13 protein-coding genes are annotated in these 16,133 nt (G+C 57.5%); 5 read left to right on the top strand and 8 right to left on the bottom strand.

Features of this window, described 5'->3' with window-relative positions:
• Positions 1-183 precede the first annotated feature (183 nt).
• A complete protein-coding gene (locus tag PAG01S_RS14615) occupies positions 184-804 on the top strand; it encodes a response regulator transcription factor (RefSeq protein WP_033760375.1) in 621 nt (206 codons plus the stop codon).
• A 29-nt stretch (positions 805-833) separates the two neighbouring features.
• Here PAG01S_RS14615 and PAG01S_RS14610 read toward each other — a convergent pair whose 3' ends face one another.
• From PAG01S_RS14610 to PAG01S_RS14590, 5 genes are read right to left on the bottom strand one after another with little or no spacing between them, the layout of a single operon-like run.
• A complete protein-coding gene (locus PAG01S_RS14610) occupies positions 834-6,374 on the bottom strand; it encodes an AAA family ATPase (RefSeq protein ID WP_062759252.1) in 5,541 nt (1,846 codons plus the stop codon).
• Positions 6,374-6,757 carry a response regulator transcription factor gene (locus tag PAG01S_RS14605; protein ID WP_010670332.1) on the bottom strand — a complete coding sequence of 128 codons (384 nt, stop codon included), beginning with the start codon at positions 6,755-6,757 and terminating at the stop codon, positions 6,374-6,376. Before PAG01S_RS14605 ends, PAG01S_RS14610 begins: the two co-directional genes overlap by 1 nt.
• A 43-nt stretch (positions 6,758-6,800) precedes the next feature.
• Positions 6,801-7,055, bottom strand: a complete 255-nt coding sequence (locus PAG01S_RS14600) for a XapX domain-containing protein (RefSeq protein ID WP_010247172.1) — start codon at positions 7,053-7,055, stop codon at positions 6,801-6,803.
• Positions 7,056-7,057: 2 nt separating this feature from the next.
• A complete protein-coding gene (locus tag PAG01S_RS14595) occupies positions 7,058-7,279 on the bottom strand; it encodes a XapX domain-containing protein (protein ID WP_010247175.1) in 222 nt (73 codons plus the stop codon).
• A gap of 59 nt (positions 7,280-7,338) precedes the next feature.
• Positions 7,339-8,031 carry a hydrolase gene (locus PAG01S_RS14590; RefSeq protein ID WP_010247179.1) on the bottom strand — a complete coding sequence of 231 codons (693 nt, stop codon included), beginning with the start codon at positions 8,029-8,031 and terminating at the stop codon, positions 7,339-7,341.
• A gap of 287 nt (positions 8,032-8,318) precedes the next feature.
• On the opposite strand from PAG01S_RS14590, the gene PAG01S_RS14585 reads away from it, so the two are divergent.
• Genes PAG01S_RS14585 through PAG01S_RS14570 form a run of 4 tightly spaced genes read left to right on the top strand, consistent with a single transcriptional unit; the run spans position 8,319 to position 13,105 of the window.
• Positions 8,319-10,196 carry an amidohydrolase gene (locus PAG01S_RS14585; protein WP_062759250.1) on the top strand — a complete coding sequence of 626 codons (1,878 nt, stop codon included), beginning with the start codon at positions 8,319-8,321 and terminating at the stop codon, positions 10,194-10,196.
• 2 nt (positions 10,197-10,198) lie between these two features.
• Positions 10,199-10,621, top strand: coding sequence for a DoxX family protein (locus PAG01S_RS14580; RefSeq protein ID WP_010247185.1), 423 nt, complete (start codon positions 10,199-10,201; stop codon positions 10,619-10,621).
• Positions 10,608-12,236, top strand: coding sequence for an MFS transporter (locus PAG01S_RS14575; protein WP_033780208.1), 1,629 nt, complete (start codon positions 10,608-10,610; stop codon positions 12,234-12,236). Before PAG01S_RS14580 ends, PAG01S_RS14575 begins: the two co-directional genes overlap by 14 nt.
• A gap of 47 nt (positions 12,237-12,283) precedes the next feature.
• Positions 12,284-13,105, top strand: a complete 822-nt coding sequence (locus PAG01S_RS14570) for an alpha/beta fold hydrolase (protein ID WP_010247190.1) — start codon at positions 12,284-12,286, stop codon at positions 13,103-13,105.
• Positions 13,106-13,145: 40 nt separating this feature from the next.
• On the opposite strand, the gene PAG01S_RS14565 is transcribed toward PAG01S_RS14570, so the two are convergent.
• The 3 genes from PAG01S_RS14565 to PAG01S_RS14555 all read right to left on the bottom strand — a co-directional run bounded on the left by PAG01S_RS14565 (position 13,146) and on the right by PAG01S_RS14555 (position 16,133).
• Entirely contained in the window at positions 13,146-13,871 is a 726-nt protein-coding gene (locus PAG01S_RS14565) for a pirin family protein (RefSeq protein WP_050679368.1), read from the bottom strand.
• Between the two features lie 164 nt (positions 13,872-14,035).
• Entirely contained in the window at positions 14,036-15,016 is a 981-nt protein-coding gene (locus PAG01S_RS14560) for a LacI family DNA-binding transcriptional regulator (protein WP_010247197.1), read from the bottom strand.
• 55 nt (positions 15,017-15,071) lie between these two features.
• Positions 15,072-16,133 (bottom strand): sugar phosphate isomerase/epimerase family protein, encoded by a 1,062-nt coding sequence (locus tag PAG01S_RS14555; RefSeq protein WP_062759248.1) that lies wholly within the window; start codon positions 16,131-16,133, stop codon positions 15,072-15,074.

Genomic DNA, 16,133 nt, shown 5'->3' with positions numbered 1-16,133 from the left:
CGAATTTTAGTCATATCTATCAGCCATTTATCTTAATTTTAACAAGCTGATAATTATAAGATGATAATGATAACTGTTATGGTAATATCCTGTTAACCCTGCCCGACACTTTCTCATCAGGGCCTCTTTACGCGTCATGCTTAATTAAATTATCAGTAAATACCTGGCTGAAATGAGGTCCCTATGAATCCCATCGTTTATATCGTTGACGACGACGCTGCTGTGACTGCTGCACTGCGTAATCTGCTCACTGCCGACGATTACACGGTTATCTCTTTTTCTTCGGCTGATGATTTCCTGGCTCACGCTTTTACTCCCCTTCCCTGTTGCCTGATTCTGGATATTAATCTGCCTGGTGCAGATGGATTTGATGTCGCACAGGCATTGATCGATCGTGGCTACGCCATTCCCACTATCTTCTTAACCGGCTTCGGGACTATTCCGGTCACAGTGCGGGCGATGAAAACCGGTGCTTATGAGTTTCTGACTAAACCTGTCGATCCCGATCGTATTTTGCAGGCGGTTGCAGAAGCCTTACAGATCGCCGGGCAGAATATGGCCTCTTCCGAGGAGCGAAGGGAGATACTGGAGCGACATCAGACCCTGACACCGCGTGAAAGCGAGGTCATGCTGCTGGCGATTAGCGGCCTGCTGAATAAGCAGATTGCCGCCGAAATGGGCGTCAGTGAGATCACGGCAAAAGTCCACAAGCGGCGGGTGATGGAGAAGATGAAGGCACGGTCGCTCACCGATCTGGTGCGGGCGGCAGAGCGGCTCAATATTGATCATACCCGACGCCGCTAAGGCCAGGCAGACACCTGGCCTCAATAGGATTATCCCAGTGGCAGAGTGAACCAGAAACGGCTGCCGCCTTCCGCCCTGTTCTCTGCGCCTAACTCACCACAATGCTTTTTGATAATCCCTTTGCTGATGGTTAATCCCATGCCCATGCCACTTTTCTTCGTGGTGTAGAACGACTCAAAAATCCGTTCACGCACGCCATCAGGTAAGCCGCAACCGCTGTCCAGCACCTCAAAACGCAGCGTGTCCGGCGTCGGGTTCTCTGACGTCAGCCGCAAAAGCGCCGCGCGCGGTAAATCGTCGGACATGGCATCGATGCCATTGATTACCAGATTCAGCAGCACCTGCTGAATCTGAACGCGGTCGCAATAGATATCCGCCTTTCCGGCCCTCAGTTTCAGCTCCAGCGAAATTCCGCGTCGCTCCAGCTCCACTCTGGAGAGCGCCAGGATATCGCGGGCGATCAGATGGAGGTTTTCCGAGGCAAAGCTCGATTCATGATTGCGGGTCAGCGCTTGCAGGCCACGAATTATCTCTCCGGCACGTTTTCCCTCTTTGATAATTTCATCCAGACTACTGCTGGCATTCTCCAGCATCACCGGTTCACGCTTTAACCAGCGCAGGCTGGCACCGGCATTGGCCACGATCGACATCAGTGGCTGGTTAATTTCGTGCGCGATTGAAGCAGTCAACTGCCCGACTGTGGTGGCGCGGGTTACACGGGCCAGATCCGCCTGTGCCATGCGCGCGGCATCTTCTGCCTGGCGCTGCGAGGTGATATCGGAAATGGTGCCGAAGTACTCTTTCACCTCGGGGAAGTTTTCTACCGGCTCTCCGATACCTTTGATGTAACGGCATTCACCATCCGGCCTGAGCACACGGAACTCAGCCTGCATACTACGTCCCTGACTGACGCTGTGCGTCACCAGTTCGCTGATGCATTCATAATCATCGGGATGAACGCGGGTCAGAAAATCTGCCATCGACAACCCTTTTTGATGGGCTGGCAGGCCCAGAATACGGCCATACTCTTCAGACACCATCATCATGTCCTCTGCCACTTCCCAGCGCCAGGTGCCGGTATGACTGATCTTCTCGCCGAGCATCAGCGAGGTTTTGCTGGCGCGTAACTGCTTCTCAACCCGTCGCCGATGGTTGTTCTCCTCCAGCAGCTCAGCGTAGAGCCGCGCCGTCTCCAGCGAAACCGCCGCCTGAGCGCTCAACGTTTTCACGATGTGGGAGTGCTCAGCCGTGAACGCATCGGGCATCAGGCGATTCTCCAGATAGAGCACCCCAACCATATTGGCCTGCCTGAACATCGGAACACATAACACCGCAGCGCCCGAGGCCACCAGGTAAGGATCCTGACTGAACGGACTGAACTCTTCCGGCTTGCCAGTACGTATCTCCTGACCGGTACGGATCACCGCGGCCAGTACCGATAGCGGCAGGTCAGTTGCGACGGGGCGCTCTTTGACAATCTGCACCCGCACGCCATCAGCCGTGCTTTCTGCCCAGGCCTGCGTTTCCGGAAGCGTACCATCCAGAATCCGGATAAGCCGACAGCGCTGGGCACCGGCCCGCTCCAGCAGGATGCGCATCAGGGTATGAATCAACCGATCAAGGTTGATCTCCTCCGTCAGGGCGCGCACGGCGGTCAGCACACTCTCAAGGTCGTAGAACGAGGCATCCTGCGTAAAGGGAATGGTCGCCACCGCACTGTTTTGCATCGGCGTGGTCAGATGCGGATAGTGCTGCTCAAGCTGGCGTACCATCGCCAGCGCGCCCCAGCTCTCCCAGCTTCTCATCGACGCTTTAACGTAGGCATCGGCGGCGGTATCTAGCTGTAATGCTTTGCAGTAGCGGCCAGCCAGCTGATTCGCCAGCGCATGAATGTGCAGATATCCCCCCTGGCGGGAGAGACAGATCGCATTTTCATACTGCTTCAGCGCCTCACCCGTGTTGCCCGCAAGACGGGCACATTCTGCCCTGAGCAGGGCATATTTATCAGCAAAGAGTCCGGGATTGAGGTCGGCCCAGCCCGCAAATTTGTCCAGATCGCAGCGCAGCGTGTTGCTGTCAGCCGCACCGGGCTGCAGGCTTAGCGATAGTGCGCTGTAAAAATGCATATCCATCAGGTAGATGTAAGCGGGCACTGCGCTGGTCAGCGGACGAATTTCTGCAAAACAGCGCAGCGCCTCCCGGTATTCTGCCGCAAAGAAATGTGCCATTCCCCGATACAACCCCGCCCAGAACAGCACCATCGCTTTTGGGCCAGAGATCACGCCCGGCTCGCTGCCCGCCACCATCGGCAAAGCCCCATCGCGATCGCCTGCCCTGAACCCGTTGCTGTTCCGCAGTTGCATCACCAGCTGCTTCTGCATGACCAGCACGTTCTCAACATCGGGATAAAAGGTTTTGCGGGTAAAAGCGAGTCCGCGCTCAATGGAGGTCATGACCGACTCCAGGTGATCGCCGCGTGTCAGCGTGTTCATGATCTGATGACGCAACGAGAGGCAGGCAAAGGAACGGTCACCGTGCATCACCGCGACGCGAAAACTATCACGGGCACTCTCTACGGCCACATCCAGCGGCTGCGTCCAGATCCCCAGCTGATCCAGAGGCAGCAGCGTGCGGGCTTTGTAGCGGGTAAAGTCATGCTGCTCCACCAGCTCACGGGCCACCCGACCGCAGGCATAGCCAAAATGCCAGGCCTGATAGCGTTCGCTGATCAGCACGCTGAACCAGGCGAGACCAAACGCAGAAGCACCGGTCACGCCGTGATCCAGCGTCATCTCCAGCATCCGGCAGACCAGCAACAGATGCAGCTGCGGGCAGTCGTAGGCGGAGACAAAAATGGTGCTGGCCATCAGGTTCAGCACCGACTCAGTTTCCTGATCGGTGTTGCGTGGCAGTCGGGAAAAAGCCGCTTGCGGGGAATCGCCGATCCGCGCCCTGATCGCCTGCCAGGCGGCGTCAATCTCCGCGTCGTCCGGATCACGCCTGAGATGCACACCAAAGACAGCCAGCCAGGCGAGCGCAGTTTCCAGCGCCAGATGGTTGTCGGACTGACGCATATGAATTTCAGCAGAGAGACAGGCTGCCATCGATTTTTCACTGAGCGTGCCTGGCTCACTCAGCAGTCGGGTACAAAGCTTTTGGGCGGTCGTGAGATTACCGTGCAGAAATTCGCACTCCGCCTCATCGATGCCCAGCATAAAGTCATTGCCGGTCACCATCCGCTGGCTGAGTTGCTGGGCGCTGCGCAGATAGCGCAGCGCCGAGAGATAATCCCCGGCACGTTTTGCTCCCTGCGCAGCATGTAAACAGAGGGGATAATAGCGTTCACGATCTGCGACACTAAGCGGCAGTTCAGCAATCATGCCGATGTGATAAGCCGCGCGGAACAGCGTCTCACTGTGATCGGCATTCGCCACCGCGGCCGACAGCCATGCCGCCGCCTGATGATGAAGAGAGTGTTGCTGCCGAAGTTCGAGCAGTAAAAACGCCGCGTTATGCACGCGGTCGTGGGTAAAGGCGTAGTTCCCGCCAGTCAGGGTTATAAAACGGCCGCTGACGGCAGGCTCAAGCTGCTGCTGAATCCGCGATACGGACGTCGCGTTGATATGACTTAATAAAGACAGCTCGCCGCTGGCCCCCAGGCAGGCCAGCGAACCCAGCAGCTGACGTGTTGTCTCCGGCATCCGCGCCAGCTGATTTAATACCAGCGTCGCCACATTGTCGGTGTACTGACGCGCAATCAGCGCCTGGCTGTCGTAATGCCACTTCAGCGGGTTCTGACGATAGACAATCACCCCATCATCCACCGCCTGACGGAAGAACTCCTGCATCGAGAGCGGATTACCGCCGGTTTTCTCAAAGATAATCTGTGCCAGCTCACGATTGCCGCCGGGACGGGTGTGCAGCATTCCCGCCAGCCAGCGGGTGATGCTTTTAACGCTGAGCGGCTGCGGCGTCAGCGCCACGACACGTGCCGCTGATGCTCTGAGGCGCAGCAGAAACCCTGCAATCATCGGACAGGGCATCGACTCACCCTCCCGGAAGGCGAGCACCAGCATAAAAGGCAGATGCTCATTACGGGTAATCAGATTTTCCAGCAGTTGCAGCGTGGCATTGTCTGCCCAGTGAACATCATCAATCAGCATCACCAGCGGACGGCCCGGCGTGGCAAAGGCCTGGATAAGTGCAGACGCCATCTGATTAAACTGCTCGCGGGCGTCCGGGGCATGGCGCACCACCGGCTGCACCGTCCGGATATTCAGCAGCTGTTTTAGTTCAGGCACCAGCTCAATGGCTAAATCGGTATAGCCACCCAGCAAGCGCAACAGGCGAACCCGCCATTTGCTTAGCTCCAGGGCTGACAATCCCAGCAGATAAAGCGTGACCGTGCGAAACGCTGAGGCGACTGCGGCATAAGGTGCTGCAGGCGAATGTTGATCGGCCTTGCTGGCGGCCAGCAGAATCTGTCGGTGCTGCAGGGTTTTCAGTGCGGAAGCGATAATGGCGGACTTACCCGAGCCGGGGGAACCGCTCAGCATCACCAGGCTCTGCGTGCCGGTACGGTTGACCGCATCCAGCGTCGTCAGCAGCACGCGAGCCTGCGGATGTTGCGTGAAGAGTGTCTCGGGCCGGAAACTGGTGCTGAACCGCTCCTGCAGACCGGGCGTGAACGGCGCAATGGTGTTTTCTGCGGTCAGCGTCGCCTGACAGCGGCGTAAATCAGCCATCAGCCCCTGCACGGTCTGATACCCGTCAGCAGGTGACTTTGCCAGCAGACGCAGCAGAATCACAGAGAGCATCGGCGGCACATCCTCTCTGACCTGTCCGGCTGGCCGGGGTGCACTGGCGATGTGATGATGAATCCACTCCGCCTCCCCCGCATCCGGTGAGCCAAACGGCAACTTACCGGTGAGATATTCATACAGCACGACACCCAGACTGTAGAGATCGCTGAGGCTACTGACCGGATGCGGCGTGCGGCCGGTATGTTCAGGTGACATATAGGCCAGCGTACCGCCAGAGACGCGCAGGCTGTTTTTTTCCGCCGATTGCGCTGCCAGCGAGGCGAGACCAAACCCGCCCAGCCGGAACCGGCCCTCGTCACTGATAAAAAAATGGCCCGGCTTGATATCCCCATGCACGATGCCCTGATGATGCGCCTGACCGAGCGTGTAGCAAAGCTGCAATGCAACCTGCAGGAAGTCAGCGATTTCATCGGGAGGGGTCGCGAGGTTATTCGCCAGGCTGCGAAACGGAAACGTGGGGTAGATCAGCGCATAGCGGTTGAGGTAACGGGTGGTGCCCGTCGCGGTGATGGCCCAGCGGGGCGAAAGATAAGCAGCCAGCGCTCGTTCATTTTTCAGCCGCTGCGTCGCCTGAAACGTGACGTCGTCACTCTGTCCGGTGGCGATTATCAGCGACTCACCTGAGTGACGGCGCGCCAGCATCCAGAGCAGGCAGCCATCCTGCGCAAGCGGCGTCAGCGTGTCGAAATCTTCAATCGCGATCCCTGCGTCATCACTCTCCTGAAAATTAACCGAAAGCATGCTCATCAGCGCACCTTTCCCTGAGATAACTCGCAACGGATCAGTGTCAGCAGCGTATCAACATCAATCGGCTTTCGCAAAAAAGTCACGGCACCCAAGGCAATGGCATACCACAGGGTGGTCTCTTCCAGATCTGCCGAGATAAAAATCACCGGTGGCAGACCTGCCCGCTGTTTCAAAATAGTGAATAGCTCAAAGCCGGACATGCCCTTGAGTCCGACATCAATGATCAGCATGCCTACCTCTGAAAGCGCATCGTCATCGCTCAGCAGCGCCTCACCTGACTCAAATAGTCGGGTCGAATAGCCGTCTGAATGCAACAGATTGCTGAGTCCACTGCGGACCGCGCGTTCATCGTCCACAATGACAATACGCTGTGACAGCGCCATGCAGTTATCCTCTGAAACGCCTCATCGTACGGCACGCGAGGACTTAAGGGTGGTCATCGCCATCGGGTGGCGGTGTCCCACTGATTTTTGGCACACACTCATGGCGAAACCACTTCAGCGTCACCGGCTGCCGGCGGAACAGACGCGTACCCAGCGGAATCAACTGCTCGCCCACCAGCATGCCAAACAGCCCCACTAAAGCAATAACCGGCGGTGCCGGAGAGTTCACGTTGATCAGGGCATAGATTACCCCGGCAAGCAGCCCCACCGTGAGAGAAATAATGTAGGATTTCAACATGTTCAGCTTACCCGCGAAACAGGTGTAACAAACGGCGCATCGGATCGCTGCAGGGTGGTCGCATGCTCTGCGGGCAAAACTGCATGAACCAGCGCCCCACCCAGCAACATCCCCAGCAGCCCCACCAGCGCAATCGCGGGCGGAGCCGGTGAACGCACCTTTAGCAGGCCGTAAAGCAGGCCAATCAATACCCCTGCAGCCAGAGAAAGCAGTAAAGGATTCATAACCGGACTCCTGTTATGCCTGCTGACCGGCAGACGAAAGCCGATCAGCAGGACGTCCCTTAGCGGACCGGTGCGTGAACCGGTGCCAGGGTACGGTGTTCACTTTTCTGACGTGACGGCGCTTTGTGTACCATGGTGTAGGCATAATCCACACCAATGCCATAGGCACCTGAATGCTCTTTGGCGATGTTCATCACCGCATCGTAAGTGTCACGGTTGGCCCAGTCACGCTGCCACTCCAGCATGACCTGCTGCCAGGTGACCGGCACCACACCCGCCTGAATCATGCGCTGCATCGCGTAGTCGTGGGCTTCTTTGGTGGTGCCGCCTGACGCATCCGCCACCATATAGATCTCGTAATCCCCTTCCAGCATTGCGCACAGCGCAAAGCTGTTGTTACACACTTCCGTCCAGAGACCGGACACCACCACTTTTTTCTTGCCGTTCGCGGCCAGCGCATCACGCACTTTCTGGTCATCCCAGGAGTTCATTGAGCTGCGTTCCAGAATGTCCTGACCCGGAAACACATCCAGCAGTTCAGGATAGGTGTGGCCCGAGAAGCTTTCGGTTTCGACGGTGGTAATGATGGCAGGGATATTGAAGACTTTCGCCGCCTTCGCCAGCGCAACGGTGTTGTTTTTCAGCACCTGGCGGTCAATCGACTGCACGCCAAAGGCCATCTGCGGCTGCTGGTCGATGAAAATAATCTGGCTGTTATGTGGCGTGAGGACTTCAAGCTTAGCGTTGGACATGCGTTCACCCATAGAGGTTATGTAACGGAATTTTCGCCAATTGGCGCGGAGCAAAAGGACGATCAGTGCAGGTTTAACGTCCTGCTGCTGGCTGTCTGGTCGCAGTGTAGGGCGACGGGCGAAGGCAAACTATTATCTCTGCGTATAACTATACGAAGGTATAGGTATCCCTCTGTATAACTAGACGACGCATTAACCCGCTCACCATAATCCGGCTTATTCGTGCCCTGTTATCTGCGGCACTTCCTGTCCCGCACTACGTCGGACAACCCCGTTGAGGAGGATCTATGGTTACGCTGGGTAAAGCAGAACTGATACTGACCCATGGCAAATTTCATACTGTTGACCGCAGCAATCCGGTGGCAGAAGCCGTTGCGATTCGTGATGGCAAATTCGTTGCGGTAGGCACACTGGCAGAGGCGATGGAGTATCACTGCGACGGCACCAAAGTGATCGATCTTAAAGGTCACACCGCCGTACCGGGCCTGAACGATTCCCACCTGCACCTGATACGTGGTGGTCTGAACTACAACCTTGAGCTGCGCTGGGAAGGGGTGCCGTCGGTTGCCGATGCGCTACGAATGCTGAAAGAGCAGGCGCTGCGCACGCCGTCACCGCAGTGGGTGCGTGTGGTAGGCGGCTGGACCGAGTTCCAGTTTGCCGAGCGCCGGATGCCGACGCTGGATGAGATCAACGAGGCGGCCCCCGACACGCCGGTCTTCGTGCTGCATCTTTATGACCGCGCCCTGCTCAACCGCGCAGCGCTGAAAGTCGTCGGCTACACCAAAGAGACACCGAACCCGCCGGGTGGCGAAATCCAGCGCGACAGCAACGGCAATCCCACCGGTCTGCTGATCGCCCGTCCCAATGCGATGATCCTCTACGCCACCCTGGCCAAAGGACCGAAACTGCCGCTGGAACAGCAGATCAACTCGACCCGTCAGTTTATGCGCGAGCTGAATCGACTGGGTCTGACCAGCGCCATTGATGCGGGCGGTGGCTTCCAGAACTATCCCGGAGATTACGAAGTGATCGCTGAACTGCATCAGAAAAAGCAGATGACGCTGCGTATCGCCTACAACCTCTTCACTCAGCGTCCGGGGCATGAACTGGAAGATTTTGAGAAGTGGACGGATATGCTGACGCCAGGCCAGGGCAGCGACTATTTCCGTCACAACGGCGCAGGCGAAATGCTGGTGTTCTCGGCCGCCGACTTCGAAGATTTTCTGGAGCCACGTCCGGACTTAGCGCCTGGCATGGAGGATGAGCTGGAGCGCGTGGTGCGTCATCTGGTGGAACATCGCTGGCCTTTCCGTCTGCATGCAACCTATGACGAGTCGATCAGCCGGATGCTGGATGTCTTTGAGAAGGTCAACCGCGATATCCCGTTTAATGGTCTGCACTGGTTCTTTGACCACGCGGAAACCGTCACTCAGCGCAATATCGATCGTATCAAAGAGCTGGGCGGTGGCATTGCGGTGCAGCATCGCATGGCATTCCAGGGCGAATACTTTGCTGAACGCTACGGCATTGAAGCCACCCGCCATACCCCACCGGTTCAGAAAATGCTGGAAACCGGCGTCCCGGTCGGACTCGGCACCGATGCAACCCGCGTCGCCAGTTATAACCCCTGGACCGCGCTCTACTGGCTGGTTTCCGGTCGCACCGTAGGCGGCATGCAGATGTATGACGTCAATGCCCGCCTTGACCGTGAAACGGCGCTGATGCTCTGGACACAGGGCAGCGCCTGGTTCTCCAGCGAACAAAATAAAAAAGGTCGGATTCAGGTAGGTCTTCTGGCGGATCTGGCCGTGCTGAGCAAAGATTTCTTCAGCGTGCCGGAAGAGGAAATTAAAGGCATTGAGTCAGTGCTGACAGTGGTGGATGGCAATATTGTCTATGCCGCCGGATCGTTCAGCGCGGATGCGCCGCCCGCTATTCCGGTTCTGCCTGAGTGGTCACCGGTGGTGAATGTGCCAGGTCACTATCGCAGCGCTCCGCCGGTTGCGCAGAGCCGTGCGGGTATGATGCCCGCTGTGCACCACTGCAGCGGCCCCTGCGGTGTTCATCGCCACTCCCATGAGATCGCCCGTGGTTCCAGCGTTCCGGTTGCCGAAGATAACGCCTTCTGGGGCGCGCTCGGCTGCAGCTGCTTCGCGTTTTAATCATGAATAACGCTATCACTCAATCGCCCCGCATCAACGCGGGGCTGTTCTTCCTGCGCCTGACCGGCAGCCTGCTGCTGTTACAGGTGCATGGACTGCCGAAAATTCTGCATTTCAGCGAAGAACTGACGCGTATAGAAGACCCGTTTGGTCTGGGACCGATGATGAGCCTGCTGCCAGCGATAGTGGCAGAAGTCATCTGCCCGATCTTTATTATTCTCGGCTGGGGTAGCCGGATTGCCTGCCTGCCGATCATCGCGGTGCTGCTGGTCGCGATGCTGGTGGTACACCCTGGCTGGTCACTGGCGGAAGGCCAGTTCGGCTGGCTGCTGCTGATTATCTTTACCACGCTGGCGCTGACCGGGCCTGGCGGCTGGCGAATCGGCGCGGTGAAACATCAGGGGGTTCGTCATGGCACAGGTTAATGATATCCACCAGCTGGAGCAGGAGCAGCCTGAGGTCCAGGCCGCTGGCGAGATTTCGCCGTTACAGCCGCTACGCAGGCCGGTGTTCCGCATGCTGTGGATCGCCACCGTCGTCTCCAACATCGGTTCATGGATGAACGATGTGGGTGTGAACTGGAGCATGCTGACGCTGAGTGCCGATCCGCTGGCCGTGGCGCTGGTGCAGGCGGCCAGCAGCCTGCCGATGTTCCTGTTCGCGCTGCCATCAGGCGTGATGGCGGATATCGTTGACCGCCGCAAATATCTGCTGTTTTCCCAGCTATGGACCTTTATCGCCGCCTGTGGACTGACGGTGCTCGCCTGGACCGGCCATGTCACTCCCGAGGTGCTGCTGGTGGCAGCCTTCTTGCTGAGCGCCGGTGCCGCCATGAGTTCACCGCCCTTTCAGGCGGTAGTGCCGGATCTGGTGTCGAAACCGGAGCTGGGCGCGGCCATTGCCCTTAACTCACTCGGTATTAATATCAGTCGTGCCATCGGCCCGGCGCTGGGTGGCCTGATCCTCTCGTTCACCGGTCCCTGGATGGTCTTCCTGCTGAATGCGCTATCAGTGCTGGGCGTCACCTGGGTGCTCTGGCGCTGGAAGGCGGAGCCGAGCGTGCAGCGCCTCCCGCCTGAGCACTTCTTTCCGGCGGTGCGTGCCGGACTGCGCTACGTTCACGCGGCACCGGTGTTGCGTAATGTGCTGGTGCGAACCTTTGCCTTCTTCCTGTTTGGCAGCGCGGGCTGGGCATTACTGCCGCTGGTGGCGCGTCGTGAACTCGGCCTTGGCCCTGGCGGCTACGGCATCATGCTGGCCTGTATCGGTGTTGGCGCGATTACCGGCGCGGTGCTGCTGCCGCGCCTGCGTCGTCACCTGAGCTCCGATCGCCTGATGGTACTCGCCAGTCTTGTTTTCGCCCTGACCATGCTGGCTCTGGCTTTTGTACGCCACTTCTGGCTACTGAATGCGTTTGAATTTTTTACCGGATTTGCCTGGATTGCCGTGCTCTCGACGCTGAATCTCGGCGCACAGCGCAGCGCCGCGAAATGGGTAAAAGCTCGCGCGCTGGCGGTCTATCTGACGGTGTTCTTCGGCTCCATGACCGCTGGCAGCGCACTCTGGGGACAGCTCGCCTCGCACTTCAGCATTCCGCTGTCGCTCTGCATCGCCGCACTGGGCATGGTGCTGGCCAGCAGCACCGTCTGGCGCTGGCGGCTCGACCAGGATCCCGACCTCAATCTCGATATGATTGGTGATGGCGTCAACGCGCCCGCACTGGATATTCGTCACGAACGCGGCCCGGTGATGGTGAATTACGAATACCGGATTACTATTGATGATGCACATGCCTTTACCGTCTGCATGCAGGATATGCGGCGGGTCAGGCGTCGCGGTGGCGCCATCAACTGGTCACTGTATGAAGATATTCTGCAGCCCGGCATTTTCGTTGAGACGTTTGTCGTCGGCTCCTGGGTCGAGCATCTGCGTCAGAAAGAGCGCTACACCATCAACGACAAAAAGATAGAGCGACGGGTTTTCGCTTTTCATCAGGGTGAACATTCACCCGAGGTTCGCTATCTGGTGGCGCCAGCGTGACTGGCACACCATCTTTTCATACATCACGTCATACAGAGGGCAATACCATGAGCACCTTTAAAACGACCGACGGCACACAGATCTACTTTAAAGACTGGGGCACCGGTAAGCCGGTTCTGTTCAGCCACGGCTGGCCGCTGGATGCCGATATGTGGGACAGCCAGATGAACTTCCTGGCGGAGCACGGTTATCGGGTTATCGCCTTTGACCGTCGTGGATTTGGTCGTTCTGATCAGCCCTGGACCGGTAATAACTACGATACCTTTGCTTCTGACATCAACGATTTGATCACCCATCTTGACCTGCAGAATGTGACGCTGGTGGGTTTCTCAATGGGTGGCGGCGACGTCACGCGCTATATCGGCAGCTATGGCAGCGATCGCGTCGCGGCACTGGTGCTGCTGGGTGCCGTCACGCCAATCTTTGGCAAAACGGCAGACTACCCGCAGGGTGTCGATATGTCGGTGTTTGAAGGAATTCGTGATGGCCTGCTTAAGGATCGCGCGCAGTTTATCAAAGAGTTCGCTACGCCGTTTTATGGTACCAATGCCGGACAGACCGTTTCTGATGGCGTCATGACGCAGACGCTGAACATCGCGCTGCTCGCTTCGCTGAAGAGCACCGTTGATTGCGTCACCGCTTTTGCTGAGACCGATTTCCGTGCTGACGTAGCGAAAGTGAATGTGCCGACGCTGGTGATTCATGGCAGCAACGACCAGATCGTTCCGTTTGAATCCACCGGCAAAGTGGCGGCGGAGATGATTGAAGGTGCTGAACTCAAGGTTTATGACAATGCGCCGCACGGTTTTGCGGTGACGCATCAGGATCAACTGAATCAGGATCTGCTGGCGTTTCTTAACGCGCAGTGATGCAAAAAAACTGCGCGGTGACAGCCGCGCAGTTTTCACTTTAACGGGTTGGATGATTCACTTCGTTGGGACGCAGATCGAATAACAACACCTCCGCTCCTTCACCGTGACTGAACGACAGCGTTTTCTCATCGCGAACCCGCGCACCGTCTCCGGCATTAAATTGCAGGCCATTTACCCTGACACTGCCGCGCGCCACATGAATATACGCATAGCGGTCGTCCGGCAGAGTGATTGTCTGCTGCTCATCCCCCTGGAACAGTCCCGCATAGATGCGAATATCCTGGCGCACCCGCAATGCCCCGTTTTCACCTTCAGGCGAAATAATCAGTCGCAGATTACCGCGTTTATCCGCTTCGCTGACGGAGACCTGCTGGTAGCCTGGCGGACTATTTTTCTCTGCCGGCACCACCCAGATTTGCAGAAAGTGAACACCCTCGGTGCCCGAGTGGTTGAACTCACTGTGAGTTACACCGCTACCGGCACTCATCAGCTGCACATCCCCGGGAACAATCACAGAGCCGGTGCCCATGGAGTCTTTATGCTCCAGCGCGCCCTCCAGGACATAGGAGATAATCTCCATGTTGCTGTGAGGATGGGCGCCAAAACCGCGACCTTTGGCTACCCGATCATCATTGATCACCAGCAGATCTGAAAAGCCCGCCTGCTTTGGATCCCAGTAGTTTGCAAAAGAGAAGGTGTGACGTGAATTCAGCCAGCCGTGATCGCCCACGCCGCGTTGCTCTGACAATCTTTGCTCAATCATATTCTGCCCCTTCGTTGATTCGGGAAGTGCGAATGCCCTTCGATGGAAACAGCATATAAGTAAACCAGGTAGTCACACAATGGCGTGAACTGGCAATGACTGTCGCGTTTTAGTAGACAATAAAGACGAGGTTATGGCGGGGCCAGGTTTTGCGGATTAATCCTTCAGCTACTGGCTCGTACCACCAGCTCACCCTGCATGATCACACATTGTGGCGGAGAGTCGGGCCGGATGATTTTTTGCAGCACCAGCTCACAGGCACGACGGCCAATCTCCCTGGAGGGCTGAGCCAGAGTCGTCAGCGGCGGCGATACCATGTCGGCCAGTTCACTGCCGTCAAAACCCACCACGGCAATGTCCTGAGGTATCCGCAGACCCGCCTGCTGTATCGCCGCCATGGCACCCGCTGCCAGCGTATCGGAAACCGCAAACACGGCGTCCGGTCGTGTCTCGCCCGCCAGCAGCTGATTCATCGCGGCTTTACCGGCGCTGAAGCTTAACTCACTGGCGTAAGCGATGGCCTGCCATGCGAGTTGTTGCTCTTTGAGTTGATATGCGTAGCCCTGCTGACGCAGGCGGGCATATCGGTAGCGGAGGTCGTGATTGATCAGCGCAATGCGCTGACGTCCCTGTCCGGCCAGATAGTGCACCACTGACTGCGCAGCGACGTCATCATCAATCCCGACGCAGGAGATCTGGCCATTATCATCATGTTCGGCGCACTGAACCCAGGGAGCCTTGCCTATCAGCTGGCTAAGCTCCGGCAGCTTGCTGAAAGCATCCATGGTGATAATGCCATCCACCATCTTGCCGGAGAGCAGTTGCAGGCTGGATCGCGAACGGGCAATATCCGCGCCCGAGTTACACAACAGGATGCGATAGCCATTTTTCTCCGCCTGCTCCTCAATGCCTTTGACCACCTCCGCGCAGAACGGGTTAGAGATATCGGAAACCAGAACCAGAATCATCGAGCTGCGCGCCGTGCGCAGCTGGCGCGCCAGCAGGTTAGGCTGATAGTTGCTCTCTTCGATCGCCTCAAGGACTTTCTGCCGGTTAGCCGGTTTTACGCTGTCGCTGTTATTCAACACCCGGGAAACGGTGGCAACCGAAACACCCGCCATCCGGGCGATTTTCTGAATAGACATAGCGATCCCTCTGTTTTAAAACTCACCCACAGAAAACCTTTGAATCCATGCCGCCTCAGACGTCGCGATCCAGACCCAGCTGATGGCGCACCGAAGGGGCGTTCTCTGATAAAGCAAAATCATCAAAAGCGCGGTCAGCCACCGGGATGATATGCCGGCGGATGAATTCTGCCCCTTCACGCGCCCCGGTTTCGCCATCCTTCAGACAGCACTCCCACTCCAGCACCGCCCAGCCGTCATAGTCGTACTGGGCAAGTTTGCTGAAAATGCGGCTGAAGTCGATCTGGCCATCGCCCGGCGAGCGGAAGCGTCCGGCGCGCGCCAGCCACGGCTGATAACCGCCATATACTCCGCTGCGTCCATTTAACTGGTACTCCGCATCCTTAACGTGAAAGGCTTTGATACGCGGATGATAGAGGTCGATGAACTGCAGATAGTCGATGTGTTGCAGAAGAAGATGGCTGGGATCGAACAGGATATTGCAGCGCGGGTGGTGATTCACCTCTGACAAAAAGCGCTCAAACGTGACACCGTCATGCAGGTCTTCGCCGGGATGTATCTCATAGCAGAGGTCCACACCGTGATGGTCAAAACTATCCAGCACCGGCAGCCAGCGGCGCGCCAGCTCAGCAAACGCCTCATCAAACAGGGCTTCGTGGTGTGGCGGCCAGGGATAGAACCAGGGCCAGGCGAGCGAGCCGGAAAAGGTGGCATGTGCGCGCAGGCCGAGTTTTTCAGAAGCAGCAGCCGCACGCTTTAACGTAGCGATGGCCCAGTCGGTACGCCGGGCGGGATCGCCTCGCAGCGCGGCAGGCGAAAAATTATCAAAAGCGAGATCGTAGGCGGGGTTCACGGCAACCAGTTGCCCTTCCAGATGCGTTGAAAGCTCACTGATCTCCAGTCCGAAACCGGCCAGTGTTCCCCGCACCTCGTCGCAGTAAGTCTGGCTGACCGCTGCCTGCTCAAGGTCGAAAATAGCGGGCTGGTGGCAGGGGATCTGCAGTGCCCGGTATCCCAGCCCGGCGGCCCACTCCGCCAGCCCCGCCAGTGAGTTAAAAGGCGGCTGGGTGGCAATGAACTGAGACAGGAAGATGCCGGGTCCCTTAACTGTTTTCAT

Origin of the sequence: Pantoea agglomerans NBRC 102470 (assembly GCF_001598475.1) — a bacterium.
Classification (GTDB): domain Bacteria; phylum Pseudomonadota; class Gammaproteobacteria; order Enterobacterales; family Enterobacteriaceae; genus Pantoea; species Pantoea agglomerans.
The sequence above is the reverse complement of the archived record's forward strand: the minus strand, read 5'-3'. Positions and strand labels throughout refer to the sequence as shown.